Below are 26,007 nucleotides of genomic sequence, written 5' to 3'. Positions count from 1 at the left end.
GTTCCTCACATTTCCTCGACGGCTTCGACGCCCAATATGGCGAGACCGTTGCGAATCACCTGCGCCACTTGCGTGGCCAGGAACAGCCGCGCGGCGCTCAGTGTCTCATTGTCGGACTGGATCATCCGCAGCGAGGAATCGTCATTACCCGCGTTCCAGAAGCTGTGGAAGGCACTGGCGAGATCGTTGAGATAGAAGGCGATCCGGTGCGGTTCGCGCGCCTGCGCGGCGGCTTCGACCATCCGCGGGAACTGCGCCGCCTCGCGGATCAAGGTCAGATCCGCCTCGCCCAGCAATTGCAGCCCATCAGACGATGGCGCCAGACCCTGTTCCGCCGCCTTGCGCAGCGTCGAATGGATCCGCGCATGGGCATACTGCACGTAGAAGACGGGATTGTCCTTCGATGCCTCGACCACCTTGGCGAAGTCGAACTCCATCTGCGCGTCGGGCTTGCGGGTCAGCATGGTGAAGCGGACCACGTCCTTGCCCACTTCCTCGACCACATCGGCGATGGTGATGAAATTGCCGCTGCGCTTGGACATCTTCACCGGCTCGCCGCCGCGCATCAGCTTGACCATCTGGACCAGTTTGACGTCGAAGGGCACATCGAGCCCCGCGCCCTTGGTCAGCGCCGCCACTGCGGCGGTGATCCGCTTGACCGTGCCGGCATGATCCGCGCCCCAGATGTCGATCAGCGCATCGGCGGTTTCGGCCTTCTGGAAATGATAGGCCAGATCGGCGCCGAAATAGGTCCACTTACCGTCCGACTTGCGGATCGGGCGGTCCTGATCGTCGCCGAACGCGGTCGAGCGGAACAGCGGCAGCTCGACCGGTTCCCAGTCCTCGGGCGGAGCCTTGCCCTTGGGGGCTTCCAGCTCGCCGTCATAGACGAGGTCCTGCGCACGCAGCCATGCCTCGGCCTCCTCGGGCTTGCCCGCCGCCTGCAGCGCGGCTTCCGATGAAAAAACGTCGTGCTGGATGCCCAGCTTGGCGAGATCGGCGCGGATCATCTCCATCATCGCCGCCACCGACGCCGCGCGGAATTGCGCCAGCCATTCCGCTTCGGGGGCGTCGAGGTAGCGATCGCCATATTCACCGGCCAGATGCTCGCCGACGGGTTTGAGGTACTCGCCGGGGTAGAGCCCCTCGGGAATGCTCCCGATGTCCTGCCCCAGTGCCTCACGATAACGCAGATGCGCCGAACGGGCGAGCACATCGACCTGGCCGCCGGCATCGTTGACGTAATATTCGCGGATCACGTCGTGACCGGCGAATGCGAGCAGATCGCACAGCGCATCGCCCACCACCGCGCCTCGGCAATGGCCCATATGCATCGGCCCGGTCGGGTTGGCCGAGACGAATTCCACATTGACGCGGGTGCCCCGCCCCTTCGCCGAACGCCCGTAGTCGTCGCCCAATGCGGCGATGGTCGCCAGTTCGCGCAGCCAGACATCCTGCGTCAGACGGATGTTGATAAACCCCGGACCGGCGATATCGAGCGCGGTGATTTCCGGATCGCGAGCCAGATGCGCGACGATCTTGTCCGCCAGCGCGCGCGGATTGCTCTTCGCCTGCTTGGCCAGCACCATCGCGGCGTTGGTTGCCAGATCGCCATGTGCCGGATCGCGCGGCGGTTCGACCGCCACATTGCCGCGGTCGCAATCGGGCGGCAGGTCGCCTTCCATCTCGAGCGCGTTGAGAACCGCGTCAATCTTGGCGGCATAATGGGCGTGAAGGGTCTGCGTGTCGGTCATGTCTCAGCCATGCTGCGCGCCCGCGGGGAACGCGTACGGATCGAACCGTGGGATGCGATGACGCTGCCGAAGCGGCGGCCTCATGCGGTTTTAGCGGGTCGCGTTGTAGGCGAGCTGCGCTTCGGTCAGCTGGAAGCCGACCAGCAGCTCGAAAGTGGCACGCTCGATCGCGGCGCGGACCGTCGGATCGGCAAGCGGATCGAGCGCGGCATCGGGATCGCCCGCCTTGCGCCGACGGGTGATCTGCTCGCGGATATCGGCGGGCAGGGTCGCTTCGGCGCGATCGACATAGGCACCGGCGGTGGCGCGAGCGCTCGCCCGGGCTTCACCGTCGGCAAATGCGAAGGTCACCGTGCCGACCCGTTTGGTCACCACCGCACTACCGCCCCGCAGGACAGTAGAGAAATAGGGCAGCGTCACCTGACGCGCGCCGCGCGTGTCGCTGCGGCGTGCCTGGACGTCGAAACTGGCTTCGGAATAGATCCGGTCGCCGGTCTCGTTGCAGGTGGCGCGGACATTGGTGATCGTTGCCGTCACATCGATGTCGCTCGCCAGCCGCGATTGCGGATCGCGGAACACGGTCACGTCGCCGGTGTAATCGGGCACGCCGACCGCGGGGCAGACGCTTCGCACGGCAGTGATGCCGACGCCCTGATCGACCACGAGATCGCCTTCACTGGCGCAAGCGGCGAGGCCGAGACCGAGGGCGATCGCGGGGAGCTGGCGGAAGCGGAAAGTCATGCGTGTCGTATCCCTCGAATTCCTATGGTCGCATCCCCTAGCGAGGGCGCGCGCAAAGCGCTAGGGGGAGGCTTATGAATGCTCCCTTGCAACCAGCGGGCCTCAAGCCGACGCTCACGCTGCTCATCGCCGCCCCGCGCGGCTTCTGCGCCGGCGTCGACCGCGCCATCGAAATCGTCGAGCGAGCGCTCGAGAAATACGGTGCCCCGGTCTATGTCCGGCACGAAATCGTCCACAACCGCTATGTCGTCGAAGGCCTCAAGGCCAAGGGTGCCATCTTCGTGGAGGAACTCGACGAAGTCCCCGACGACATGCCGGTGGTGTTCAGCGCGCATGGCGTTCCCAAGTCGGTTCCCGCCGAGGCGGAACGGCGCAAGCTGCTCTATGTCGATGCGACCTGCCCGCTGGTCAGCAAGGTGCATCGCCAGGCCGAGCGCCAGCTCGAGAAGAAGCGCCACATCCTGTTTATCGGCCATTCCGGCCATCCCGAGGTCATCGGGACGATGGGTCAGGTGCCCGAGGGCCAGATGACCCTGGTCGAAGGCGTGGAGGACATCGCAAGGCTGCCTTTCACCACCGAGGACCAGCTTTCCTACCTGACGCAGACTACGCTCTCGGTCGACGACACCGCCGATATCATCGCCGCGCTGGAAGCACGCTACCCGCAGATCCAGGGGCCAAAGGCGGAAGATATCTGCTACGCCACCAGCAACCGCCAGGCGGCGGTCAAGCGGATCGCCCCCGCCAGCGATCTGGTGCTGGTGATCGGCTCGCCCAATTCCTCGAACTCGCTTCGTTTGGTCGAGGTCGCCGAAAGGCTGGGCGCCAATTCGCGGTTGATCCAGCGCGCCGACGAAATCGAACCCGAATGGCTCGACGGAGTGGGCACCCTCGGGCTGACCGCAGGGGCCTCCGCACCGGAAATACTCGTTCGCGAAGTCGTGGAACGCATTTCGCAATGGCGCAACGTCCACGAGCAGACCATCGCGGCGGCGGAGGAGAAGATGGTCTTCAAGCTCCCGCGGCAGCTGACCGACCCGGACTGACCTGCCCAATTGGCGGTCTACACCCATCTCGCTTCGGAAGATCTCGCCGCGCTGATCGCCGCCTATGATGTCGGCGAACTGATCTCGGCCAAGGGCATCGCCGAGGGGGTGTCCAACAGCAATTGGCTGGTCGAAACCAGCGGCGCGAACGGAACCGGCGCGCGTTTCATCCTGACGATGTACGAAAAGCGCACCGATCCTGCCGAACTGCCCTTCTTCCTCGGCCTGCTCGACCATCTTGCCGCGAGGGGCTGCGCCGTTCCGGCGACGATCCACGATCGCGAAGGATCTGCGTCCCCTACGCTCGATGGCAAGGCGCTCGCGCTGATCGAGTATCTTCCTGGCATCTCGCCCGACACGCCGTCTCCTGCGCAGGCCCATGCGGTCGGCGCGGCGCTCGCGCGGGTGCATCGCGCGGCCGCGAATTACGAGGGCCGCCGCGCGAACGATCTGGATGTGAGCGCCTGTCTTGCGATCCTAGAACGCTGCGGCAGAGCGGGACTGGCGGGAATCGACCCGGACCTGCCGCAATGGCTGGACGTGGGGCGAGAAGTGGTCGCGCGCTGGCCGGACAAGCTTCCGCGATCGATCATCCACTCCGATCTTTTCCCCGACAACGTCCTCATGCTGGGCGAGCGGGTGACCGGGCTGATCGACTTCTATTTCGCCTGCAACGACATGATGGCTTACGATCTCGCGGTGACCCATGCCGCCTGGTGCTTCGACCGCAGCGGTACGAAATTCGCGGACGAGGTCGGAAAGGCGCTCGTCGCCGGCTATGAGTCGGTCCGCCCGCTCGAGCCTGGCGAACGCGATGCGATGCCGCTGCTGGCGCAAGGAGCCTGCCTGCGCTTCACCGCCAGTCGCGCGCAGGACTGGCTCGATACCCCCGCCGACGCTTTGGTCACCCGCAAGGATCCGATGGATTTTGCCCGCCGCTGGAAATATTACGCCGAGCATGGGTATCGGGCCTTCGCGTAAGCCCGCGCCCACGCTAGGGAATTTCCGCATGAGACGCGTCGAACTGTTCACCGATGGTGCCTGCAAGGGCAATCCCGGCCCCGGCGGCTGGGGGGCGCTGCTGCGGCTTGGCCCGCACGAGAAGGAATTGTCCGGCGCCGACCCTGCCACCACCAACAATCGCATGGAAATGATGGCGGCGATCAAGGGCCTGAGCGCGCTGATCGAGCCATGCGAGGTCGATATCTATTCCGACAGCAAATATCTGATCGACGGCATCACCAAGTGGGTCGCGGGCTGGCAGAAGCGCGGCTGGATCAACGCCAGCAAGAAGCCGGTGCGCAATGAGGACCTGTGGCACGAGCTGATCGCGCAAACCGCGCGCCACAATGTGACCTGGCACTGGGTCAAGGGACACTCGGGCCATCCGGAGAACGACCGCGTGGATCAGCTCGCCAGCGACGAAGCCGAACGAATCGCCGCCGCGCGCTAGGGTAAGTTTCGGCTTTCGGGCCTAGGTAAACCGGTCCGGAGCATAGAGCGTGGCGTCGAGGCCTTGCGTCATCGCGTCCCGATCGAGCCCGAGCAGCAATTGTGCAGTTAGCCGCGCCGCGGCGGGCGCGGTCTGGATGCCGTAGCCGCCCTGCCCCGCAAACCACGCAAATCCTTCGACCTGCGGATCGAAACCGTAGACGGGAAGCCGGTCGGGCGCGAAGCTGCGCAGGCCTGCCCAGCGATGCTCCACCGCCTCGACCCGCCAGTCGATCACCTGCGACAGCCGCTCGATCGCTTCGGCCACCGCCAGTTCCTCCGGCGCGGCGTCGCAGGGCTCGCTGGGCACTTCGTCATTGGGGCTGAGCCACAACCGACCCGCCTCGGGCTTGAAATAGAACCCCCCGGCAATATCCAGCACCAGCGGCAGATCGGAGGGCGGCGCAGGATCGGTGCGCAGCTGGACCACCGTCCGCCGCAGAGGCTCTATGCCCAGCGGTCGGGCACCCGCGAGAACGGCGAGTTCGTTCGCCCACGCCCCGGCGGCGTTGACCAGTGTGTTCGCGGTGAAGGTCTCGCCGCGTTCGGTCCGCAAGGCCCAGCCGTCATCGTGCCTCGCTGCGGCGGTCAGACGCGCGCGAGTTTCCAGCCGGACGCCACGTTCTCGTGCGAGCGCCAAATAGTGCGTGTGCAGACTCGCAACATCGATATCGGAACATGCCGGTTCCCATATCGCATCGTTCCAATGCGCTTGCAGGTCCGGAGCCTTTGTAACCAGAGCTTCCCGGTCGAGCCGCTCGATGGTCGCACCCGTGCCGGAGAAGCGCTGGAGAAACGCGTCGAGCAGCGGCGCATCCTCATCGCGCCCGATATAAAGCGCGCCGCGCTGTTTGAGGAACCCGTGCTCGCGCAGATAGGGACCCGATGCCAGCGTGAGCGGGACGATCTCTGGCCCACCATAGCATTCCTCCCAGAAGGCGGCGGACCGTCCGGTGGCATGATAGCCCGGCCGATCCTCCGCCTCGAGCAGCAGCACCGAGGCGTGCTGACCGAGTTCCGCAGCCAGACTGGCCCCGGCCATCCCGGCGCCCACGATGGCGAAGTCGAAACCGCTCATGCAGATCGCGGCGGGGCGGTCCGGTCGAGGAAATCGGCGATCGCCGCCATTGCCCGGTCGCGCACGGGATCGACCTCGCGCAGGATTTCGTGCCGCGCCTCTTTCCCGAAGGCGAGCAGTTCTCCGCGCGGCAGGCGTTCCGCCGCGCGGACGACCGCGTCGTGGCTGACGAGCTTGTCGTTCGAGGTTGAGATAAGCAGGACGGGAACCTTCACTGCTTCCATCGCCCCTGAGGCATCGAGCACACGGCGCGAGGCGTAGGCACGCTCGACCCAGCCCCAGCTGCCCGGACCCATCACCAGCTCCGGCCGTTTCTCGCGCCACCACAATTCGTCGCCATAGCGGGCCTCGTCATGCGTCAGCAGCGACTGGCGCGAAGCCGGCATTTCGCCGGGCTTCTCGCTCCATTTCCACGCAGGCCGCGTCGGCGCGCCGATCCTGGTCATAAGCTTGGCCACCCAATGCTGCACGCGCAGCGGCAGCGGCGGACCCGCCATGCCCAGCATCGGCGCGGTGAGCACTGCGGCAGAAGGATCGACCCGATGCTCGATCAGCGCGCGCAGCACCAGATGTCCGCCCATCGAATGGCCGGCTAGCACATGCGGCGCGGGCGTCTCCGCCTTCCACGTATCCCAAAGGCCCGATAGGTCGTTCACCCATGTACCGAAATCGTCGATGTGCCCGGTGACCGCGTCCGTGCCGAGGCGGCCGGACCCAGCCTGTCCGCGCCAGTCGGCTGCGGTCACCCGCCAGCCGGCGCGATGCCACTGCTCCAGCGTTTCGAAGTATTTTTCATAGGCGTCGCCGCGCCCGGGCAGGAACAGGATCGATCCGCGCGGACCGGCCTCGTCGCCCGGCCAGTCGATCCGCCGCAGCCGATAACCGTCCGCTGCGGTCCACTGCGATTCGTTGGCCGTCGCAGGAATTTCCCGGCGATCGATAGCCCCATGGAGGGCTCCGCGCGCCCCGGCCTCGTCCTGTTGGTTCGCCGCGATGGTCGCCTCCCGATGGTTACCGTTTGGTAAGCACGTTCCTGTAGCACGCTCCCAAAGGACGATCCTCAGGGACGAAATGCACCAACTTTTCACCTACGTATTGCTCGGGGCATTGGCAATCGCACTGCTGGTGGCGGTCGTCACCGATCTGCGTAGCAGGACGATCGGCAATTGGCTCAACGCGGGAATCGCCTTGGCCGCGCCGCTGTTCTGGTTGGCGAGCGATCTGGCGTTGTGGCCCGGTGTCGCGATCCAGCTGGGTATCGCCGCCTTGACCTTCGCCATCTGCTGCCTGTTCTTCGCGATCCGCCAGATGGGCGGGGGCGACGTCAAGCTGCTGACTGCATTGGCGCTGTGGATGCCACCCGCGGCCTATCTCGACCTCCTGGTCATCATGGTGATGGTCGGCTGGGTGCTGACACTTGCCATGGGTACCTGGCAGGTCGCTCGATCCGGGACCGCAGGTGTCACCCCGCGACGGGATCTCGGCGTATTGATCGGTTGCACGCTGATCGCGGCCGCCTTCGCCAGCGCGGTTCTGGGCGGCCCCAAGCTCGCTTTGCCGTCCGCCCTTGCCGAAGTCGCCTCCGGGGACCTGGCCCTGACGCTCGGCCTGTCCCTGCTCCCGGTCCTGCTTCTGATCGCCGTCACGCTCGCCTCGCTGCGCGTGCTGCGCCGCCAGGAGGAGCAAATTCGAGTGCCCTACGGTCTCGCCATCGCGACCGGAGGCATCTGGATCCTCGCCACCGGCGATCTCGTCTACGCCATGCCCGCTGCGGCATTCGGTTGAAAACGCGATCTTAACCAATCGGGCTCTATGCCCCGAAACCATAGCCGTCCGTCGCGTCTTGCAGGCGGACAAACAAGGGGCCTTGTAAAGCCATGGATAGGAAGAAGCTGGTTCTGCTGTTCGGCGCGCTGGTCATTGCGATCGGAACGGCATTGATCGCACGGAGCATGTTCGCGGGCGCCGCAGCGCCGCAGGTCGAAGCGGCTCAGGTCGTCCCACAGGGTCCCAAGGTTCTGGTTGCGCAACGCGCGCTGCCGGTCGGCACGATCATCACCGCCGATGCCATCGGTTTCCAGTCGTGGCCGGGTGAAATGGTCGCCGACGCCTATTTCGTCGAAGGCGAATCCGACATGACCAAATTGCTGGGCACGGTGGTGCGCCTTCCGATCACCGCAGGCCAGCCCGTGACGCAAGGCTCTCTCGTGAGCCCCGGCGACAGTGGCTTCCTCGCCGCCGCGCTCGGTCCGGGCATGCGCGCCGTGACCGTACCCGTATCTGCCAAGACCGGCGTCGCCGGCTTCGTCTTCCCGGGCGACCGGGTCGACATCGTGCTGACCCAGACTGTCAACGGGGCTCAGGGACAGCCGCTGAACGCCTCGGAAACCATCTTGCGTAACCTTCGCGTTCTCGCGACCGACCAGTCGACCACGCAGGAAGTGGTCGAAGGAAAGACGGTCGTCAAAGACACCCGGACCGTTACGCTCGAGGTGACGCCCAAGATCGCGGAAAAGATCGCGGTTGCCGAAACGATCGGCCAGCTCAGCCTGTCGCTGCGCTCGCTGGCGGACAGCCAGAGCGAGCTCGAGCAGGTCCTCGCTCGCGGCGATATCGTCATCCCCGACGACGCCACGCCCGCAGAGGAAGAGAAGCTGCTGCGCGAAGCAATGGCACGGCCCAATGATGCGCGTGGCTCCTTCGCCACCGGCGGCGACGTCTCACGCTTCCAGCGTTCCTCGGTTCCGCCGCAGACCGCGCCGCAAACCGCCGACCGCAACATGGATATGCCGCAGGCCGGACCGGGCGCTCCGGTGCCCGCAGCCGAGACCCGTACCGTTCCGCGCGGGCCGGTCGTTCGCGTCACCCGCGGGCAGGAAACGACCGAAGTGCCGATCGGGAAAACACGATGATCGGCAAGTTTCGGACACAACGGGATAAAACGGTGACGCTGGCAACGACCGCGGCCGACCCAATCGAAGCCATCAGGGGGCTTAAATCAATGAAACCTCGTCTCACTGCAAAAATGCTGCTCGCCAGCCTGGCGCTCGCGCCGCTGGCCAGCATTCCGACGACCGTCGCCACGGCGCAGAGCTCGGTCCGGCCATCGCAGAGCATCGTCATCTCGATCGGCAAGGGCGAGCTTATCAACGTGCCCGGCAGCATGGCGGATATCTTCGTCGCGGACGATACTATCGCCGACGTACAGGTGAAATCGCAGCGCCAGCTCTACGTCTTCGGACGCGCCGGAGGTGAGACCACGATCTATGCCAGCAATGCGGCGGGCGACATCATCTGGTCGGCCAATGTCCGCGTCGGCTCAAACATCGGCAGCATCGACCAGATGCTCGCGCTTGCGATGCCCGAAGCGAAGATCGCGGTCGCAACGATGGGCTCCAACACGGTGCTCCTGACCGGCACCGTCGCTGCGCCCGAAGACGCCGCCGAAGCACAGATGCTGGTCGAGGCCTTCGTTGGCGAAGAAACCAATGTCATCAGCCGGTTGCGGATGGCGACCCCGCTGCAAGTGAACCTTCAGGTCCGCTTTGCCGAAGTCAGCCGTTCGCTCGTACGGACGCTCGGGGCCAATCTGGCCAGTATAGACAGCACCGGCGGCTTCCAGTTCGGCGTCGCCAATGGCAGCAAGCCCAGTGTCCTGGCACCTGGTCGCTCGCTGGGGGTCGGGGTGACGGTTACCGATCAGGTCTTCAATCCCGTCACCGGTGCGGTGCAACAGCTCCCCGGGACCAGCATCCCCGGTGCCGATATCGGATCGACGCTCGGTTTTGCCGGTCAGTTGCTTGGTCTCGACATCGGCGCGGCGCTCGACCTTGCCGAAACGCAGGGCCTGGTCACGACGCTTTCGCAGCCCAACCTGACGGCCTTGTCCGGTGAAACCGCCGAATTCCTTGCCGGCGGCGAATTCCCGATCCCGATTGCCCAGGGGCTGGGCACCACGACGATCGAATACAAGAATTATGGCGTCAGCCTGGCCTATACGCCGACGGTACTGGCCAATGGACGGATCTCGATCCGGGTCCGCCCGGAAGTTTCCGAATTGTCCACTCAGGGTGCGGTCAATTTCGGGGGCATCCAGGTCCCCGCCCTCATTACCCGTCGTGCGGAAACGACGGTGGAACTGGGATCCGGGCAGAGCTTCATGATCGCCGGACTGCTATCCACCAATGCGCAGAATTCGATCGAAAAGGCCCCTGGTCTCGGTGACGTGCCGATCCTGGGCAATCTGTTTCGCTCGACCAATTTCCGCCGCGGCGAAACCGAACTGGTCATCGTGGTTACGCCCTATCTGGTCAAGCCGATCGACGGCAATCGCATCGCGCTGCCGACCGACGGGTATCAGTCGCCCAACACGGCACAGAGCGTGATCGGCTATTACGAGAACGACGGAGTTTCGGGCGCAAGCCGCCCCGGCCCGACGGTTTCCGACGCCATTCCAGTCGCGCCGCAGGTGCTGCGGGCACCCGATGCGCAGGCCGCGACCCAACCCGCAACTCCGCGCCGCCAGGAACGTGATGGCGACCTCGCCGCCGCTCCCGGCTTCAGCTTCAAGTGAGGGGACCTAGACCCATGCGTACCAGTTTCAATCGCAAGATCGCCGGGGCCATCGCCCTTTCACTTGGCGTCGCGCTCGCCGGGTGCGGCGGCATGGCGGACAACCGCTCGCTTTACAGCATCAAGCAGCCGGTGGTCGAACGCGCCAATTACACGCTCGACATCGACGCTCCGCAGGGCGGCTTGCCCATCACCGAACAGCAGCGGCTGGCCGGTTGGTTCGAAGCGATGGACCTGCGCTATGGCGATCGCATCTCGATCGACGATCCGGTCAATTCCGTCGCAACGCGCGAAGCGGTTTCTGCGCTCGCCGGGCGCTACGGACTGCTGCTGGCCGAAGGCTCGCCGGTGACCGAGGGCTATGTCGCGCCGGGCCAGGCCCGCGTGGTGATCACCCGCTCCACGGCTTCGGTCCCAGGCTGTCCGGACTGGTCGGCCAAAAGCAGTGCGAATTACGGTAACGCGACCTACCCCGGCTTCGGCTGCGGCGTGAATTCGAACCTCGCCGCCATGGTCGCCAATCCGGAAGATCTGATCGCGGGCCAGACGGGTACCGGCGAGACCGTCGTGACCACTTCGACCAAGGCGATCGATGCCTACCGAGCTGCCGAACCGACCGGTGTCGGCGGTCTCGCCGAAGTCGATACCGGAGGGGAATAAGCCATGAACGCACCTTGGAAATCAGGCATGCCCGGAAACAATCGCGATCCCTTCGCCGCCTATATCTGCGACGAGAACGCGCTCGACGTTCTGCGTCCCGTTGTCATCGAACTCGGCTGGGCGCCGGAGAAGTGCAACAAGGGCGGCCTTCGCAACGCCATCCAGTCACTTTCGGTCAGCGCCAGCCCCAACATCCTGCTGGTCGACCTGTCGGAAAGCGGGGATCCCCTCAACGATATCAACTCGCTCGCCGAGGTTTGCGAACCGGGTACCGTCGTGATCGCCATCGGGCAGGTCAACGACGTGCGGCTCTACCGCGACCTGCTCGCGAGCGGAATTCACGACTACCTGCTCAAGCCATTGTCGGCGACCGCGCTGCGCGACTCGCTCAACCAGGCGCAGACGGTATTCAGCGCTCCGCGCACCGGCGAAGTCGAAGCGGTCAAGAGCCACGTCTCCACTGCGATCGTGGGCACCCGTGGCGGCGTCGGAGCCTCGACGCTGGCGACCTCGCTCAGCTGGTACTTCGCTTCGAACAAGCACCTTTCCACCGCCCTGCTCGATCTCGACATCCATTTCGGCACCGGGGCGCTGGCGCTGGATCTGGAGCCGGGCCGCGGTCTGACCGACGCGATCGACAATCCCAGCCGGATCGACGGCCTGTTCATCGAACGCGCCATGATCCGGGCGCACGACAATCTCGCCATCCTTTCGGCGGAGGCGCCGATCAATTCGCCGCTGATGACCGACGGCGCGGCCTTCCTCCAACTCGAGGAAGAATTCCGCCAGGCATTCGAGATGACGGTCATCGACCTCCCGCGCAACATGCTGATCAATTTTCCGCATCTGCTGAACGATGTGAACATCGTGGTGCTGGCGACCGAGATGACGCTCGCCTCGGCGCGCGATTCGATCCGGCTGCTGTCCTGGCTCAAGACCAATGCCAGCCACGCCGTGCCGATCGTCGTCGCCAACAAGGTCCAATCCGGCACCGCCGAAATCAGCAAATCCGATTTCGAGGCCTCGATCGAGCGCAAGATCGATTTCACCGTCCCCTTCGATCAGAAGGGTGCTGCCACCGCCGCCAAGCTGGGTCAGCCGTTCATCGAAGCGAATGGCCAGAGCAAGGCTGCCTCGGCGATCAAATCGCTCGGCGAACGCATCATCAGCGGTATCGAGGAACAGGGCGAAGACGATATCGACCCCGCCAAGAAATCGCTGCTTGGCAGCTTCGATCTGAAATCGCTGCTGGCCAAGAAGCCCAAGCCCGCCTCCCTGGTTGCAGCAACCGCGGACTGACGTCAGGCGGTGAAAGCGGGCTTCGCTCGCTTCCTGCCCATAGGCGCATGATGGAATGACGATGATCGGAGACGCAACATGAGCACGATCCAGTTCCTGCTGGTCATAGCCGGCACCCTCGGGATGCTGGTGCTCGGCTATGCGATGCTCTCGGGCCCCTCCCCGGCCAAGGCCGGCCAACGTCGGCTTCAGCAGGTGCGTTTCCGTCATTCGGAGAGCACCGACACCAAGGTGGAATCGCAGTTCAAGAAGGCGATCGCGGCGCGCAAGCCAAAGCTGCAGAAGGTCGCAGGCTCGACTTCTCGCATCGAAGCGCTGGCGATCCGGCTGGACCGGACGGGCAAAGGCTGGAGCCTCAGTCAATACGCCTACGCTTCGCTCGGACTGACGCTGGCCATCACGGTGATCCTGTACCTGCGGTCGGGGGCTCTGCCCCTGGCACTGGGCGTGGGCGTGCTCTTCGGTGCGGGCATACCGCACATGCTGGTCGGCCATTTCGTCAAGAAGCGCACCAACCAGTTCAACGCCAAATTTCCCGACGCCATCGAACTGCTCGTGCGCGGCCTGCGCTCGGGCCTTCCGGTCACGGAGACGCTGGCCGTTGTCGCGCAGGAAGTGTCCGGCCCGGTTGGCGAGGAATTCAAATCCATCGTCGAGCGCATCAAGATCGGTCGGACCATGGAAGAGGCGCTGCAAGTTACCGCCGACCGTCTCGGTATTCCGGAATTCAACTTCTTCTGCATCACCCTGGCCATCCAGCGCGAGACCGGCGGCAATCTGGCGGAAACGCTGTCGAACCTCTCCGACGTGTTGCGCAAGCGCGGGCAGATGAAGCTCAAGATCCGCGCGATGAGCTCGGAGTCCAAGGCCTCGGCCTATATCGTCGGCGCCCTGCCCTTCATCGTTTTCGGCATGATCTGGTGGATCAACCCCGAATATGTCGGCGGCTTCTTCACCGAAGATCGCCTGATCGTGGCCGGCCTCGGCGGGATGGTGTGGATGGGCATCGGGGTCTTCATCATGGCCAAGATGGTCAGCTTCGAAATCTAAGGGACGGAGAGCAAACAATGAACACGCCCGCCGGCCCCACGCTTCTCGGCTTCGACGTCATCGTGGTCGGCTCGATCCTTGCAGGGATCGCCGCCTTTGCCGTGATCTTCGCGATCTACACCGCAGTGACGATCCGGGACCCGATGGCCCGACGGGTCAAGGCGCTGAATGCGCGACGCGACGAACTCAAGGCAGGGATCGTCACCAACAACGCCAAGAAGCGGCAGAAGCTGGTCCGCAATTCGGACACCACCGACCGGGTGAAGGACACGCTCGACAGCATGAAGGTGCTGCAGCAGAGCCAGATCGAGGACATCCAGCAGAAGCTGGCCCACGCCGGCTTTCGCAACAAGGAATTGGCAGTCCTCATCATCGGCCTGCGTCTCGCGATGCCGCTGGTTCTGGGCGGGCTGGTGTTCCTCTACGTCTATCTGCTGAACAGCTTCCCAGAATGGGGCGACATGAAGAAGCTCGCCGCGCTTACCGCTGCGGTCGGCCTGGGCTACAAGGGTCCCGAGATCTATCTCAAGAATCTGACAAGCAAACGGACCGACGCAATGCGCAAGGGTCTGCCGGATGCGCTCGACCTGCTGGTGATCTGTGCCGAAGCAGGTCTGACCGTCGATGCCGCCTTCAACCGCGTGGCCAAGGAACTGGGTCGCGCCTATCCCGAGCTGGGCGACGAATTCGCGCTGACCGCGATCGAGCTTTCCTTTCTCAACGAACGCCGAAAAGCTTTCAACAATCTCGCCTATCGCGTCGATCTGGAAGACATCAAGGGCGTGGTGACGACCATGGTGCAGACCGAAAAATACGGCACCCCGCTCGCCTCGGCGCTGCGCGTGCTCTCGGCCGAGTTCCGCAACTCGCGGATGATGCGCGCCGAGGAAAAGGCGGCGCGCCTGCCCGCGATCATGACCATCCCGTTGATCCTGTTCATCCTGCCGGTGCTGTTCATCGTCATTCTCGGCCCGGCAGCCTGTTCGATCGCCGACGCTTTCTCCGGCGGCATCTGATCCGACAATCGGGCGTTGAAACCAGAAAGCCTGGAGGGTGTTCTAGCCCACCAGGCTTTCGGCGTCGAAATCCCCCGCCGCTTCGCGCAGCCGCACCAGCATGTTGCGCAATTGGTCGCGTTCGGTCTCGTCGAGGACGGAAAACAGTTCGGCCTCGATTTTCTTCGCCAGCGGCATGATGCCGGCGTGGACCCCACGTCCCTCGGTGGTCAGCTGCAACAGATGCGAGCGGCCGTCGGCCTCGTTTGGAGTTCGCTCGGCCAGCCCGCGTTGCTCGAGCTCCTTGCAGGCACGGCTCACGGGCACCTTGTCCATCAGCGTGAGCTGGGTGAGCTGGCGCTGGGTCAGCGGCCCGCTGTCGCCCAGCACCGCCATGATCCGCCATTCGGTGGTCCGCAGCGCAAAGCGCCGGCGATATTGCTCGGCAATGCGCGTCGATACCGCATTGGACGCGATCGACAATTGATAGGGCAGGAAGTCCGCAAGGCGTTGGGCAGGCTGGCGTTTCGACATGGCTCGAACACTAGTCCTCCTGCCCGGCTTGGCAAGACCGTTTCAACCGCAACTACTTATAGGTGGGCTCGTCCCACCAGGGATAGAAGTCGGGCATATCCGCGCCGACCGTGTCGGGATAGGCGGGTTGGCGCTTCTCGAGGAAGCTCGCGATCCCCTCCTTGGCATCCTCGCTGCGGCTGAGCCGGTAGATCGCCCGACTGTCGATCCGGTGCGCCATCATCGGGTGCTCGGTCGCCGACAGCCGCCACAGCATGGCGCGGGTCATCGCGACCGATACTGCCGAGGTGTTGTCGGCGATCTCGCGAGCGATCGTGCGCGCCGCATCCATCAGGTCCGCGCGAGGGTGGAGCGAGCGGACCAGCCCGCGGTCCATGGCTTCCTGCGCGGAAAATATCCGCCCGGTCATGCACCATTCGAGCGCGGTCTGCATGCCCACCAGCCGCGGCAGGAACCAGCTCGACGCGGCTTCGGGGGTGATCCCGCGGCGGGCGAAGACGAAGCCGAACCGAGCATCGTCGGCGGCAAGACGGATATCCATCGGCAGTTGCATGGTGGCACCGACACCCACCGCGACCCCGTTGCATGCCGAGATCAGCGGCTTCTTCGAATTGAACAGCCGCAGCACCAACCGCCCGCCGCCATCGCGCACTCGCTCGTCCGAGAGATCCTCGACCGGGTTGGGATCGGAGAAGACGTGGCCGCCGCCATCGGGCGTAAGGTCGGCCCCGGCGCAGAAGGCGCGGTCGCCATGCCCGGTAAAGATCACCGCGCGCACGCTGTCGTCGGCATCGGTCGCATCGATCGCCTGGATAATCTCGTCCATCATCACCCGCGTGAAGGCGTTCATCTTTTCCGGGCGATGCAGGGTCAGCGTGGCGATGCCATCGGCGATGTCGAGCTTGATCTGCGTGTAGTCGGCCATGTCCATCCTCTCCATTCACTAGGCCCAATCGAAAGGCCCATATGAAAAGGGCGGCCCGCGAGCCGCCCTCTCGTCTGTCTGGTGCCTAGCGCGGCGCCATCCGGATCGCCCCGTCGAGGCGGACATCCTCGCCATTGAAATAGCCGGTCTCGATCATGCACATCGCGAGCTTGGCGTATTCCTCGGGATTGCCGAGCCGCTTGGGAAACGGAACGCTGGCCGCCAGCGCTTCCTTCACCTGCGGGGGTGCGGCGTTCATCAGCGGGGTGTTGAAAATGCCCGGCAGGATCGTGTTGACCCGGATGCCTTCGCGCATCAAGTCGCGCGCGATCGGCAGGGTCATGCCGACGACCCCGCCCTTGGAAGCCGAATAGGCGGCCTGGCCCATCTGGCCGTCCTCGGCTGCAACCGAAGCGGTGTTGACGATGGCACCGCGATCACCATCCTCGCTCAGCGGCTCGAGCGTGATCATCCCGGCAGCAGACTTGGCGATGCAGCGAAAAGTGCCGATCAAATTGACCTGGATCACGAAATCGAAGGCCGAGATCGGGAATATCTTGATCTCGCCCGACTGCTTGTCGCGGCTGACGGTCTTGATCGCATTGCCGATACCGGCGCAATTGACTAGGATCCGCTCTTGGCCATGCGCTTCGCGTGCCTTGGCGAAACCGGCGTCGACTTCCTCGTCGCTGGTGACGTTGACCTTGCAGAACACGCCGCCGAGTTCCTGGGCAAGAGCGGTGCCCTTCTCCTCGTTCATGTCGAAAATGGCGACCTTGCCGCCCTTGGCCGCAATGGCGCGGGCGGTGGCCGCCCCGAGGCCCGAGGCGCCGCCGGTGACGACTGCGGGGGTATTGGCAGAAACTTCCATTTGTTCTCTCCTGATATCTGAATGTCGTCCCAGCCCATGCCGGGACCTGATGCAATAACTTGTCTGCTCGCAGCTGCGGCCTCGACTCCCGCCGAGGTGACGACTTCAGCTAGACGATCTCGATGATCGTCACATTGGCGACGCCGCCGCCTTCGCACATCGTCTGCAGACCGAATTTCTTGCCGTTGCGGCGCAGCGCGTGGACCAGCGTGGCCATCAGCTTGGTGCCGCTGGCCCCCAGCGGGTGGCCGAGCGCGATCGCGCCGCCATGGACGTTGAGCCGCTCGGGATCGGCACCGGTATGCTTTAGCCATGCCAGCGGAACGGGAGCGAAGGCCTCGTTGACCTCGTAGAGATCGATATCCTCGATCTTCATCCCCGCGCGTTCCAGCGCACGGTCGGTGGCGAACAGCGGCTCTTCCAGCATGATCACCGGATCGCCCGCCGTTACGGTGAGGTTGCGGATTTTCGCCAGCGGGGTGAGCCCATGCTCCTTCAGCATCCGTTCGGACACCACCAGCACCGCGCTCGATCCGTCGCAGATCTGGCTGCTGGAGGCGGCGGTGATCTTGCCGTCTTCGGACAGTTTCTTGACCGACTGGATGCCTTCGAGCGTGGCATCGAAGCGGATGCCCTCGTCGACCGTGTGCCAGGCGTCGCCCTCGGCGGTCTCGATCGCGATGGGGACGATTTCCTTCTGGAAAGCACCCGCTTCGGTGGCCTTTGCCGCCTTGAGGTGGCTTTGGAGCGCGAAATTGTCGAGATCGTCCTTCGACAAGCCGTACTTCTCGGCGATCATTTCGGCGCCCTTGAATTGCGACCACTGGATGCCGGGGTATTTCTCTTCGAGGCCGGGGGATTTATAGTTCCCCAGCCCTTCCTTCATGTGGAACATCGCGGTCGAGCCCATCGGCACGCGGCTCATGCTCTCGACACCCGCAGCGATGACGCAATCCTGCGTTCCGCTCATCACCGCCTGCGCGGCGAACTGGATCGCCTGCTGGCTCGAACCACACTGGCGGTCGATGGTAACGGCCGGCGTGCCCTCCCCCAGATGCTTGGTCGCCAGCACCGCGTTGCGCCCGACCTGCATCGCCTGCTCGCCGCCCTGGCTGACGCAGCCCATGATCACATCGTCGATGGCCTTGGGATCGATTCCGCTGCGCTCGATGATCGCGTCGAGCGATCGGGCAGCCAGGTCGACGGGATGGACGCCGGCGAGCCGGCCTCCCCGCTTACCCCCGGCGGTGCGGACGGCTTCGACGATATAGGCTTCTGGCATTGCGGCTCTCTCCGGTTTCGATCTGCTACTTGTTTTTCGATTGCGTAAGGTGCGAGGCGAAAGTGGTCAAGCCGCTGCACCGTGAGACCCGCGCAGCGGCTTGCCAAGGCCGGTGGTGCAAGGCAAAAGCGGGCGCGCACCATGGAAAAAGCGCTCTTCGAAATTAACCCCGGGCTCGACCGCCCTGCTCTCGCTCGCCGCTTTGCCGATCGGACCCGCGTACAAATTCGCGATGTGCTGACGCCCGAGACCGCGCGCGAGATCCAGTCCATCCTGCAGGCGACCCGCTGGAGCGTGGCGATGCGCGGCGGCGATTCCGCCGATACCCCGCCGCAATCGATCAGCAATGCCGAGCTGGCGACGCAGGCCGGGGTCGAGAAGGCCAACCGCCTCGGTCAGCAGGCGCACGAGGCGAGCGCGCGCGGCGATTACGGCTTCCGCTACGCGCATTACCCCATCGTCGAAGCGCTCAACCAGGGGTGGGACCCGGGCGGTCCGTATGAATTGCTGCTGGAATATCTCAACGCGCCGGACTTCCTCGATCTCGTGCGCGAGGTGACCGGTATTCCCGAACTCGTCCGCGCCGACGGACAGGCGACCTTCTATGCCGCCCAGCATTATCTCGGTCGCCATATCGACAGCCATGTCGCCGAAGGCTGGCGCGTCGCCTATGTGCTCAATCTCGCGCGCGAGGACTGGCATCCCGACTGGGGCGGCTATCTCACTTTCCTCGACGAGGATGGCGATATCATCGAAGGCTTCCGGCCCCGCTTCAACGCGCTCAACCTCTTTGCCGTCCCGCAAAGCCACGCGGTCACCTATGTGCCGCCATTCGCGCCGATCGGGCGTTATGCGATCACCGGGTGGCTGCGCGACCGGTGAACCAGCTGACGCCGCAGCAATGGCACGAGCGCGCGATCGGAGCGGAGCGCAATGGCGATCCGGCGCAGGCCCGCACCGTCATCGGTCAAGGCCTGGCGCAATGGCCCGATAACGCCGATCTCCATAACGACGCCGGCTCACTGACTCTGCGGGTCGGCGATGCCGCGGATGCCGAGACGCTGTTCGCCCGCGCTAATTCGCTCGCTCCCGATAATCCGGAATTTGCCATCAACCGCGCCATCGCGCTCGGCAGGCTCGAGCGGCACGAGGAAGCGTGCGACCTTCTGGCCGAGATCGAAAGCCAGGCTCAGGCTCTGCCGCGCTACTGGTCCGCGCGCGGCAATGCGGCGCGCGCGGCGCGGCGGATGGACGATGCAGCGCGGTCCTATGACCGCTGTCTCGCCCTCGAACCGCAGCATCCGCGCGGGCTGCATGGTCGCGCGCGCGTCGCGATCGAACGTGGCGAAACCGGTGCCGAGGCGCGCTTCGACATCGCGCTGGCGCTCAATCCGGGCGAGCCGGATTTGTGGCTTGGCAAGGCGCAGGCGCTCGATGTCGCGGGCCACAGCACGGCAGCGCGGCAGATCATGGAACAGGTCACCGCGCAGGCGCCCGGCTGGCTCGACGGCTTGAAGTTTCTCGCACAGCTGAAACTGGCCGCCGGGGAAGGCGATTTTACCGGTCACTACCACGAAGCGGCGCGCCGTCATCCCGCCGACCCGAATATCCCCTATGCTCATGCCGAGACGCTGGCGGGGCTCGATTTCGCGACCGAGGCCGCGGAGGTCGCCGCCGAAGCGCGTACGCGCTTCCCGCAGCAGCCCGGCTTTGCCCTGCTCGAAGCGGTGCACGCGGGTTCGGCTGGCGATGACGAGCGTGCCGGGGCGATCTTCGCCGGGCTCGCGCTCGACGAGCCGCAGCGCTGGGTCCAGGAAGCGCGCCATCATATCCGGTCCGGCGAATTCGAGCGAGCCGATAGGCTGCTGCAACGGGCGTTGGAACACGAACCCTGGAGCATTGCTGCCTGGGCCCTTCGCGGTGTAGTCTGGCGACTGATCGAAGATCCGCGCGTCGAATGGCTGCATGGCCAGGAAGGACTGGTCCAACGCCTGCCGCTCGGCGGAAGCGACGATCTGCTAGGCAGGGTCGTGGCCAAATTGCGCGAGTTACACGCCAATTCACCACTCCCGCTCGGACAATCTCTGCGTGGGGGGACGCAGACCCGTGGCATTCTGTTCGATCGGACCGAGCAGGTGCTGGCCGAACTGCGTGCGGCGATTCTCGAAACGATCGGAGATTACCAGGCAGGGCTTCCCGCGGTGGACGAGACGCACCCGCTGCTGCGCCATGCCGATGCGCCCCTGCGGCTTGCCGGATCCTGGTCGGTGCGGCTGACCGGCGGCGGCGATTACCATACCGCGCATATCCACCCCCAGGGCATCCTCTCGTCCGCGTTGTACCTGATCGTGCCCGAGGATGCGCAGGGCGAGCAGCAGCGTGGCTGGCTCGAAATCGGTCGTCCTCCGCCCGATCTTCGCCGCGACCTCGCGCCGCTTGCAACCATCCGGCCCGAACCGGGCTATCTCGCCCTGTTTCCCAGCACGCTCTATCACGGGACCACGCCCTTCGGGGATGCGGAGCGGATGACGGTGGCCTTCGACGTCGTTCCCGTGGCAGGGCAGACGCCATGACCAGCAGCAGCCAACCCGACGACAGCCCCTGGACAGAGTTCTGGGCCAACAACGCCGGCGCCGGTGGCACGCCGACCGGGGGCGGTTGCCTGCCTGACCAATGGGCGGCGATCGAGGACGCGCAAAAAGCAGTCTGGTTCGGCTTCATCGCGAAACTGCCCAAGTCGGCGCGCCTGCTCGACCTGGCCACTGGCGATGGCCGGGTTCTCAAATGGATGCTGGCGCGACGGCGCGATCTCAAGCTCACCGGTGCCGACCTCGCTCCACAGCTTCCGCCTGCCCCGCGCGGAACGAAAGTCCGCAGCGGCGTTGCGATGGAGGCGCTTCCCTTTCCGGACGCCCAGTTCCATGCGGTGACCAGCCAATTCGGCTTCGAATATGGCGATGTCGAAGCGGCGGCCATCGAAATTGCGAGGGTCTTGCGCCCGGGCGGCAGGATCGGTCTGCTGGTCCATCGCGGCGACGGACCGATCCTCGAACACAACCGCAGCCGCGCGGAAGCGATCTCATGGGCGCTGGACGACATTTCGGCGATCGGACGCGCGCGTTCGGCGCTCACCATGGGGCCGGGCGGACTGCAGCTTGCGCTCGATGCTGCTGCCGAGGCGACGCGCGAGGGTGAACAGCGCTTCGGGCAACACTCGCCCGGCTGGGAAATTCCCGAAGCCGTCCGCAGGACGCTGATAATGGGCAGGCAGTCCGGCGTCCCGTCGATGCTCGCCACGCTCTCATCGATCGAGCGTCAGGCGCACAATGAAATCGGTCGGATCGACTCGCTGGCCCGGGCTTGCGCCACGGCAGACGATCGCGAACGGCTGGTCGCCGCCTTTGCCGCCGCGGGACTTGGATTGCAGACAAGCTCGAATGTTTGCGAGCCCTCCGGTCGCGCCTTCGGCGATTTCCTAGCCTTTTCCTAGACGATCACCGCCGGGGAGCCGCCGTTGGCTCGCTTTGCGTTGGGGCTATCGGCACCCCGCAACTCCATTCTCAGCCAGCCAGCATAGAAAAAGGGCGGCGGACCGAAGTCCACCGCCCTCCATTCTTTCGCCTTGCGGCAAGCGCGTTCCTAGAACTTGAACGTGCCCGACACGAAGAACCGGCGACCCAGCACGTCGTAGGTGCTCGGGTAGGTGTTGGCCTGCTCCTGGTTGTCGCCCAGCAGCAGCGAGTTGCCGCGGCTGGTGACCACGCCATTCGCACCGAAAACCGGGGCGTCGGGCAGAGTGTCGAACAGGTTGTTCACACCCAGGTTCATGCTGAAGTTCTCGTAGACGTCGAACCCGAACGAGAGATCGATGAGATCGTAGCTGTCGATCGAATTGGCACCGCCGAGAGCGGTGTAATTGGTACCAACATCGTCGTCCTGAACCGAGCTGAGATGACGCCAGGCGATCGAAGTCGTCACCGGGCCATCGATGAACGAGGCACGGCTGGTCCACTTGAACTCCGGTGTCGGCTGACCGCAGGTCAAGCCAAACAGGCCAGCACAATCAACCACGACCGCACCCGGGAACGCTTCGAAAGAAGATTCTTCCGTCCAGGTACCGAGGAACGACAGGTTCACGCGCTGTTCGCCGGTGTCGGTGAAGAGCGAGAACGGGATCGAGCTGTTGTAGGCCATCTCGAGATCGACACCCGAAACCGTGAGGGTAGCGATATTCTGTCCACCGAGGGCCGGAGGATTGAGCGTGGTGATCACGCTGTTTTCACGGATCGGGCCTCCGGCGAAGAACGGATTACAAATCGAGGAGTTCTGGTCCTGCACCTGGCGGAAACACAGATCGAAGCTCTGCTGCAGCGAGATCGTGCTGATGGCATCTTCGATTTCGATGTTGAAGTAATCCGCCGTCAACGTGAAGCCGGGGATGAAACTCGGCTGCAAGACCACACCAGCGGTGAAGCTGTTGGAGGTTTCCTCCTGCAGATTGGTATTTCCGCCGAACGTCGCAGGAATCTGCGTGTTCAGCTGGATCGCCGGGTTTCCGATCAGGCCCGGATCGACACCGTTCGCCAGACACAGCGTCCGCAAGGTACCCGAGGTAGCCGCCGAGGTCGCACATGGATCGGTCGCACCGGGGAAACCGATCGCCTGGCCACCGAACAGCTCGGCAACGTTGGGCGCACGGATGGCACGCTGATACTGAGCGCGGAAGGTCACGTCCGGGATGGGCGCGAACTGGATGCCACCAGCGTAAGTGAAGACGTCACCGACGGTTTCGAGCGAGTAGTCGGAGTAACGAGCCGCGCCGTTGATCTCGAGACGTGCCGAACCGAATTCGATCGGGACGTTGAGTTCGCCAAACGCTTCCTTCACGTCGTATCCGCCTTCGGTCGGACGTCCGGCGTTGAAGCCGATAACGTCACCCGAAGCCAGCGCGGTATCGGGCAGGAATTCCGACCCCACCTTGCGATACTCGGTACCGACGGCGAAACCGATCGGTTCGGCGGTGCCGAGCGCGAAATCGCCGAACGTACCCGAAACCGCGGCATTCACGACTTCGAGCGTCGAGATGTCGCCGTTCTGGGCGCGGATCGAGATTGCATCGACCATCGCCGGTGTCAGCGTGTTGGCACCGAAGATGTTGATCGCAGTTCCGGTGCCGTCGAGGCCGGCCTGGAACTTCGAGCGCGAGATGTTGCCTTCCTGGACGTTGGCGTTCCGGGTGCGAGCGTACATATAATATGCATCGTACTGGAGGTAGTCGCCAATCGGGCCGGTTGCACCGCCGAGGATGCGGAACGCATTCCGCTCGTCGAGCGAATTGCGCGATCCGCTGTCCGTAGTGCGACGCTGGATGAAGGTCGAAACCACACCCAGCTGGGCGGTCGAAAGCGGCGACAGGCCGTTTGCAACGCGCGCGGCACTGGCAGCGGCTTCACGCTGGTCGATCGTGCGAAGTTCGGCAACAGCCGCGGCGCTCAGGAACGGAGCCACCGTGTTGATGTTGACGTTGAACGTACCGGTTACGGGCGTCGCCGCCAGTTCCTGCTGCACGCGATTGTTCACGTAAGCGACTTCGGTGTAGAACTTGTGCCCACCGCCGATGTCGTAATCGGCGTAGCCGCCCATCAGATAACGCTCTTGCGGAATCTGCAGGTAGTTTGCCGGAGCATAGTTGTAGGCATCCGCACCGGTCCGCGCACGCGGCGATCCAGCTGTGGCGAAGAACGCATCGTCGAAGATGAGGCCCTGAGCAATCGGGGCGCTCAATGCCGGCAAGCCACCACCCGCGTTACGCACGGTGACCGTGCCGGGGAAGTTCACCCGGCCCTCGGGCGGGGTCGACGAACCGAACTGCTGCAACGGAGCACCGGACGACTCGCCGCCAAGCGCGAAGCGCGAAAAGTCGCGGTCGCCCTGGAAGATCGACGAGCGGTTGAAATACTCGGCGAAGACCGTGGCGCTGCCGCGGCCATCGGCGAAGGACGTGCCGATCGCGCCGTGCAGTTCGTAGCTTTCGCCATCGCCTTCCTCGGTGATGGAGTACTGGCCGCCCAGCTCGACGCCCTCGACCTGACGAAGGCGGAAGTTGACGACGCCGGCGATCGCGTCCGAACCGTAAACGGCAGAAGCACCGCCGGTTACGACATCGACCGAATCGATCAGGAACGAGGGGATCGTGTTGAGATCGACCGACTGGTTCACATCGAAGAACATCCAGCGACGACCGTTGACCAGCACCAGGTTGCGGTTGACGCCGAGGCCGCGCAGGTTGAGCGTCGCGGTGCCGTTACCCGGGTTGTTCGAGAAGGACGAGGTGCCGGGGACGACCTGCGGCAGGGTGTTGATGACGTTCTCGACGTTCACCGTGCCCGAAAGCTGGAATTCCTCGTCGCCGATGACGGCAACGGGAGCGGCGGTCTCGACGTTGCGGCGCGCAATGCGCGAACCGGTCACGACAATCGGCGCGCCGACTTGATCGGAAGTGGCCTGGAGCGCGGGCTCCTGGTCGGTGGCATCGTCGGTGTTGTTGGTGGCGGTCTGCGCGTGCAGCGGAGCGGCGAACATGGCACCAGCCATGATCGTGCCCGTGAGCAGCGAGGCCTTCGTGAAGCGATAAGACATTGCTATCCCCTTTGTAACGGGAAGCGACCACCGCCTCCCATTTATAAGAAATTTTTCCGGACTCTGATCCGAATGGCTGCGGTCTAAGGCATTCCGGGCGGTCGCAGCAATGGAAGTCACACCTGCAACCGCCGGAACTTCACCGGTGTGACATTGGAGTTACAGTTGACTCGCGGGCTCTGAAACCGCCCTTAGGAGCGGAATTAGCAGCCCAGGGAAGACGTCAGATGTCCGTAACCAACTACGTTGCTCGCAGTTTAGACCTCGCGGACCGCGCCGGAGGCCGTTGGGGTCGCGGCTTGGGTCTTTCACTGGCACTTGCCGCACTCGCCGGCGCATCGGCAGTGTCGGCGCAGGATTCCGACACCAGTTCGGCCCCTTCGTCCGATTATATCGCGCAACTCAAGGCATGCCGAGTTATCGCCGTGGAGACGCAGCGGCTCGCCTGTTTCGATGAGGCGGTCTCCGCGATGGTCGCGGCCACCGACAGTGGCGAGGTCAGCATCGTCGATCGCGAGGATGTGCGCGAAACCCGGCGCAGCCTGTTCGGCTTCACCATGCCCGAGGGCGGTATTTTCGGCAGCAATGACGACGAGGACGATAGCTCGATGCTGGAATCCACGATCACTGATGTCCGAAGGCTCCGCGGGGATACCTACGTCATCGCCATTACCGAGGGCAGCAAATGGCAAATGAGCAACGTGCCCATGCGGCTGCGGCCGCCGCGGGTCGGCGATGCGGTGGTGTTCAAGAGAGCGGCGCTCGGCTCCTACTTCATCCGCATCGCCGGTCAGAACGGGGTCAAGGGGCGCCGGGTCGAATAGGTCGGTCGGCGCGCGAAGCGCCGCAATCGAGTTGAGGGAACGAAGCCCCCCGCGTCCATCCATGGCCGCGGGGGTTTTTGTTGTTCGGACTGAAGCCTGGTGGCCACCGGAGCCGTGATCATTCGCGAGGAAGCCGAGCAACTTGGTGAAGAAGCCTCTCCGATGCTCGTTTACGACGCCGACGCAGGAGCGCTGCGCTAAAATGCAAAGCGGCCCCGTACGTTAAGTACGGGGCCGCCTGCTGTC

The 26,007-nt window shown here is 64.5% G+C and carries 23 protein-coding genes; 14 read left to right on the top strand and 9 right to left on the bottom strand.

Going from position 1 to position 26,007, the window contains the following annotated elements:
* Positions 1 to 5: 5 nt before the first annotated feature.
* Both argS and ACWIKC_RS03230 read right to left on the bottom strand, forming a co-directional pair.
* Positions 6 to 1,754: an arginine--tRNA ligase gene (argS, locus tag ACWIKC_RS03235; protein WP_454598693.1), complete on the bottom strand. Its 1,749-nt coding sequence runs from the start codon at positions 1,752 to 1,754 to the stop codon at positions 6 to 8.
* Between the two features lie 90 nt (positions 1,755 to 1,844).
* Entirely contained in the window at positions 1,845 to 2,495 is a 651-nt protein-coding gene (locus tag ACWIKC_RS03230; protein ID WP_454598692.1) for a hypothetical protein, read from the bottom strand.
* Positions 2,496 to 2,569: 74 nt separating this feature from the next.
* Here ACWIKC_RS03230 and ispH point away from each other — a divergent pair, with 74 nt between their 5' ends.
* From ispH to rnhA, 3 genes are read left to right on the top strand one after another with little or no spacing between them, the layout of a single operon-like run.
* A complete protein-coding gene (ispH, locus tag ACWIKC_RS03225) occupies positions 2,570 to 3,541 on the top strand; it encodes a 4-hydroxy-3-methylbut-2-enyl diphosphate reductase (protein ID WP_454598691.1) in 972 nt (323 codons plus the stop codon).
* Positions 3,542 to 3,550: 9 nt separating this feature from the next.
* Positions 3,551 to 4,522: a homoserine kinase gene (thrB, locus tag ACWIKC_RS03220; RefSeq protein WP_454598690.1), complete on the top strand. Its 972-nt coding sequence runs from the start codon at positions 3,551 to 3,553 to the stop codon at positions 4,520 to 4,522.
* A gap of 28 nt (positions 4,523 to 4,550) precedes the next feature.
* Positions 4,551 to 4,994, top strand: coding sequence for a ribonuclease HI (rnhA, locus tag ACWIKC_RS03215; RefSeq protein ID WP_454598689.1), 444 nt, complete (start codon positions 4,551 to 4,553; stop codon positions 4,992 to 4,994).
* 21 nt (positions 4,995 to 5,015) lie between these two features.
* Here the strand turns inward: rnhA and ACWIKC_RS03210 are convergent, their stop codons facing one another.
* On the bottom strand, positions 5,016 to 6,110 hold the full coding sequence (locus ACWIKC_RS03210; protein WP_454598688.1) for an NAD(P)/FAD-dependent oxidoreductase: 1,095 nt from the start codon (positions 6,108 to 6,110) through the stop codon (positions 5,016 to 5,018).
* Entirely contained in the window at positions 6,107 to 7,051 is a 945-nt protein-coding gene (locus tag ACWIKC_RS03205; protein WP_454599429.1) for an alpha/beta fold hydrolase, read from the bottom strand. Before ACWIKC_RS03205 ends, ACWIKC_RS03210 begins: the two co-directional genes overlap by 4 nt.
* Positions 7,052 to 7,181: 130 nt before the next feature.
* On the opposite strand from ACWIKC_RS03205, the gene ACWIKC_RS03200 reads away from it, so the two are divergent.
* From ACWIKC_RS03200 to ACWIKC_RS03170, 7 genes are all read left to right on the top strand, one after another.
* Complete coding sequence (locus tag ACWIKC_RS03200; RefSeq protein WP_454598687.1) at positions 7,182 to 7,895, top strand: A24 family peptidase; 714 nt, start codon at positions 7,182 to 7,184, stop codon at positions 7,893 to 7,895.
* 92 nt (positions 7,896 to 7,987) lie between these two features.
* Positions 7,988 to 9,022 carry a Flp pilus assembly protein CpaB gene (cpaB, locus tag ACWIKC_RS03195; RefSeq protein WP_454598686.1) on the top strand — a complete coding sequence of 345 codons (1,035 nt, stop codon included), beginning with the start codon at positions 7,988 to 7,990 and terminating at the stop codon, positions 9,020 to 9,022.
* A gap of 89 nt (positions 9,023 to 9,111) precedes the next feature.
* Complete coding sequence (locus tag ACWIKC_RS03190; protein WP_454598685.1) at positions 9,112 to 10,683, top strand: type II and III secretion system protein family protein; 1,572 nt, start codon at positions 9,112 to 9,114, stop codon at positions 10,681 to 10,683.
* Between the two features lie 14 nt (positions 10,684 to 10,697).
* A complete protein-coding gene (locus tag ACWIKC_RS03185; protein ID WP_454598684.1) occupies positions 10,698 to 11,342 on the top strand; it encodes a CpaD family pilus assembly protein in 645 nt (214 codons plus the stop codon).
* A 3-nt stretch (positions 11,343 to 11,345) separates the two neighbouring features.
* Positions 11,346 to 12,641 (top strand): pilus assembly protein CpaE, encoded by a 1,296-nt coding sequence (locus ACWIKC_RS03180; RefSeq protein WP_454598683.1) that lies wholly within the window; start codon positions 11,346 to 11,348, stop codon positions 12,639 to 12,641.
* 78 nt (positions 12,642 to 12,719) lie between these two features.
* On the top strand, positions 12,720 to 13,691 hold the full coding sequence (locus ACWIKC_RS03175) for a type II secretion system F family protein (RefSeq protein WP_454598682.1): 972 nt from the start codon (positions 12,720 to 12,722) through the stop codon (positions 13,689 to 13,691).
* A gap of 17 nt (positions 13,692 to 13,708) precedes the next feature.
* The gene (locus ACWIKC_RS03170) at positions 13,709 to 14,707 is read left to right on the top strand and encodes a type II secretion system F family protein (RefSeq protein WP_454598681.1); all 999 of its coding nucleotides are present in this window, start codon (positions 13,709 to 13,711) and stop codon (positions 14,705 to 14,707) included.
* Positions 14,708 to 14,749: 42 nt separating this feature from the next.
* On the opposite strand, the gene ACWIKC_RS03165 is transcribed toward ACWIKC_RS03170, so the two are convergent.
* The 4 genes from ACWIKC_RS03165 to ACWIKC_RS03150 all read right to left on the bottom strand — a co-directional run bounded on the left by ACWIKC_RS03165 (position 14,750) and on the right by ACWIKC_RS03150 (position 18,298).
* Positions 14,750 to 15,220: a MarR family winged helix-turn-helix transcriptional regulator gene (locus tag ACWIKC_RS03165; RefSeq protein ID WP_454598680.1), complete on the bottom strand. Its 471-nt coding sequence runs from the start codon at positions 15,218 to 15,220 to the stop codon at positions 14,750 to 14,752.
* A 52-nt stretch (positions 15,221 to 15,272) separates the two neighbouring features.
* Positions 15,273 to 16,145, bottom strand: coding sequence for a crotonase/enoyl-CoA hydratase family protein (locus tag ACWIKC_RS03160; protein WP_454598679.1), 873 nt, complete (start codon positions 16,143 to 16,145; stop codon positions 15,273 to 15,275).
* Between the two features lie 85 nt (positions 16,146 to 16,230).
* A complete protein-coding gene (locus ACWIKC_RS03155; RefSeq protein ID WP_454598678.1) occupies positions 16,231 to 17,016 on the bottom strand; it encodes an SDR family NAD(P)-dependent oxidoreductase in 786 nt (261 codons plus the stop codon).
* 109 nt (positions 17,017 to 17,125) lie between these two features.
* Entirely contained in the window at positions 17,126 to 18,298 is a 1,173-nt protein-coding gene (locus ACWIKC_RS03150; RefSeq protein ID WP_454598677.1) for an acetyl-CoA C-acetyltransferase, read from the bottom strand.
* Positions 18,299 to 18,439: 141 nt separating this feature from the next.
* Between ACWIKC_RS03150 and ACWIKC_RS03145 the strand changes: the two genes are divergently transcribed.
* Genes ACWIKC_RS03145 through ACWIKC_RS03135 form a run of 3 tightly spaced genes read left to right on the top strand, consistent with a single transcriptional unit; the run spans position 18,440 to position 21,788 of the window.
* Positions 18,440 to 19,180 carry a 2OG-Fe(II) oxygenase gene (locus ACWIKC_RS03145; protein ID WP_454598676.1) on the top strand — a complete coding sequence of 247 codons (741 nt, stop codon included), beginning with the start codon at positions 18,440 to 18,442 and terminating at the stop codon, positions 19,178 to 19,180.
* Entirely contained in the window at positions 19,177 to 20,871 is a 1,695-nt protein-coding gene (locus ACWIKC_RS03140) for a tetratricopeptide repeat protein (protein WP_454598675.1), read from the top strand. Before ACWIKC_RS03145 ends, ACWIKC_RS03140 begins: the two co-directional genes overlap by 4 nt.
* Positions 20,868 to 21,788: a class I SAM-dependent methyltransferase gene (locus tag ACWIKC_RS03135; RefSeq protein ID WP_454598674.1), complete on the top strand. Its 921-nt coding sequence runs from the start codon at positions 20,868 to 20,870 to the stop codon at positions 21,786 to 21,788. Before ACWIKC_RS03140 ends, ACWIKC_RS03135 begins: the two co-directional genes overlap by 4 nt.
* Positions 21,789 to 21,937: 149 nt before the next feature.
* On the opposite strand, the gene ACWIKC_RS03130 is transcribed toward ACWIKC_RS03135, so the two are convergent.
* Positions 21,938 to 25,057, bottom strand: coding sequence for a TonB-dependent receptor domain-containing protein (locus ACWIKC_RS03130; RefSeq protein ID WP_454598673.1), 3,120 nt, complete (start codon positions 25,055 to 25,057; stop codon positions 21,938 to 21,940).
* 179 nt (positions 25,058 to 25,236) lie between these two features.
* On the opposite strand from ACWIKC_RS03130, the gene ACWIKC_RS03125 reads away from it, so the two are divergent.
* Complete coding sequence (locus ACWIKC_RS03125; protein WP_454598672.1) at positions 25,237 to 25,761, top strand: hypothetical protein; 525 nt, start codon at positions 25,237 to 25,239, stop codon at positions 25,759 to 25,761.
* Positions 25,762 to 26,007 lie beyond the last annotated feature (246 nt).

It is taken from the genome of Qipengyuania sp. SM2507, assembly GCF_053714505.1.
The sequence above is the reverse complement of the archived record's forward strand: the minus strand, read 5'-3'. Positions and strand labels throughout refer to the sequence as shown.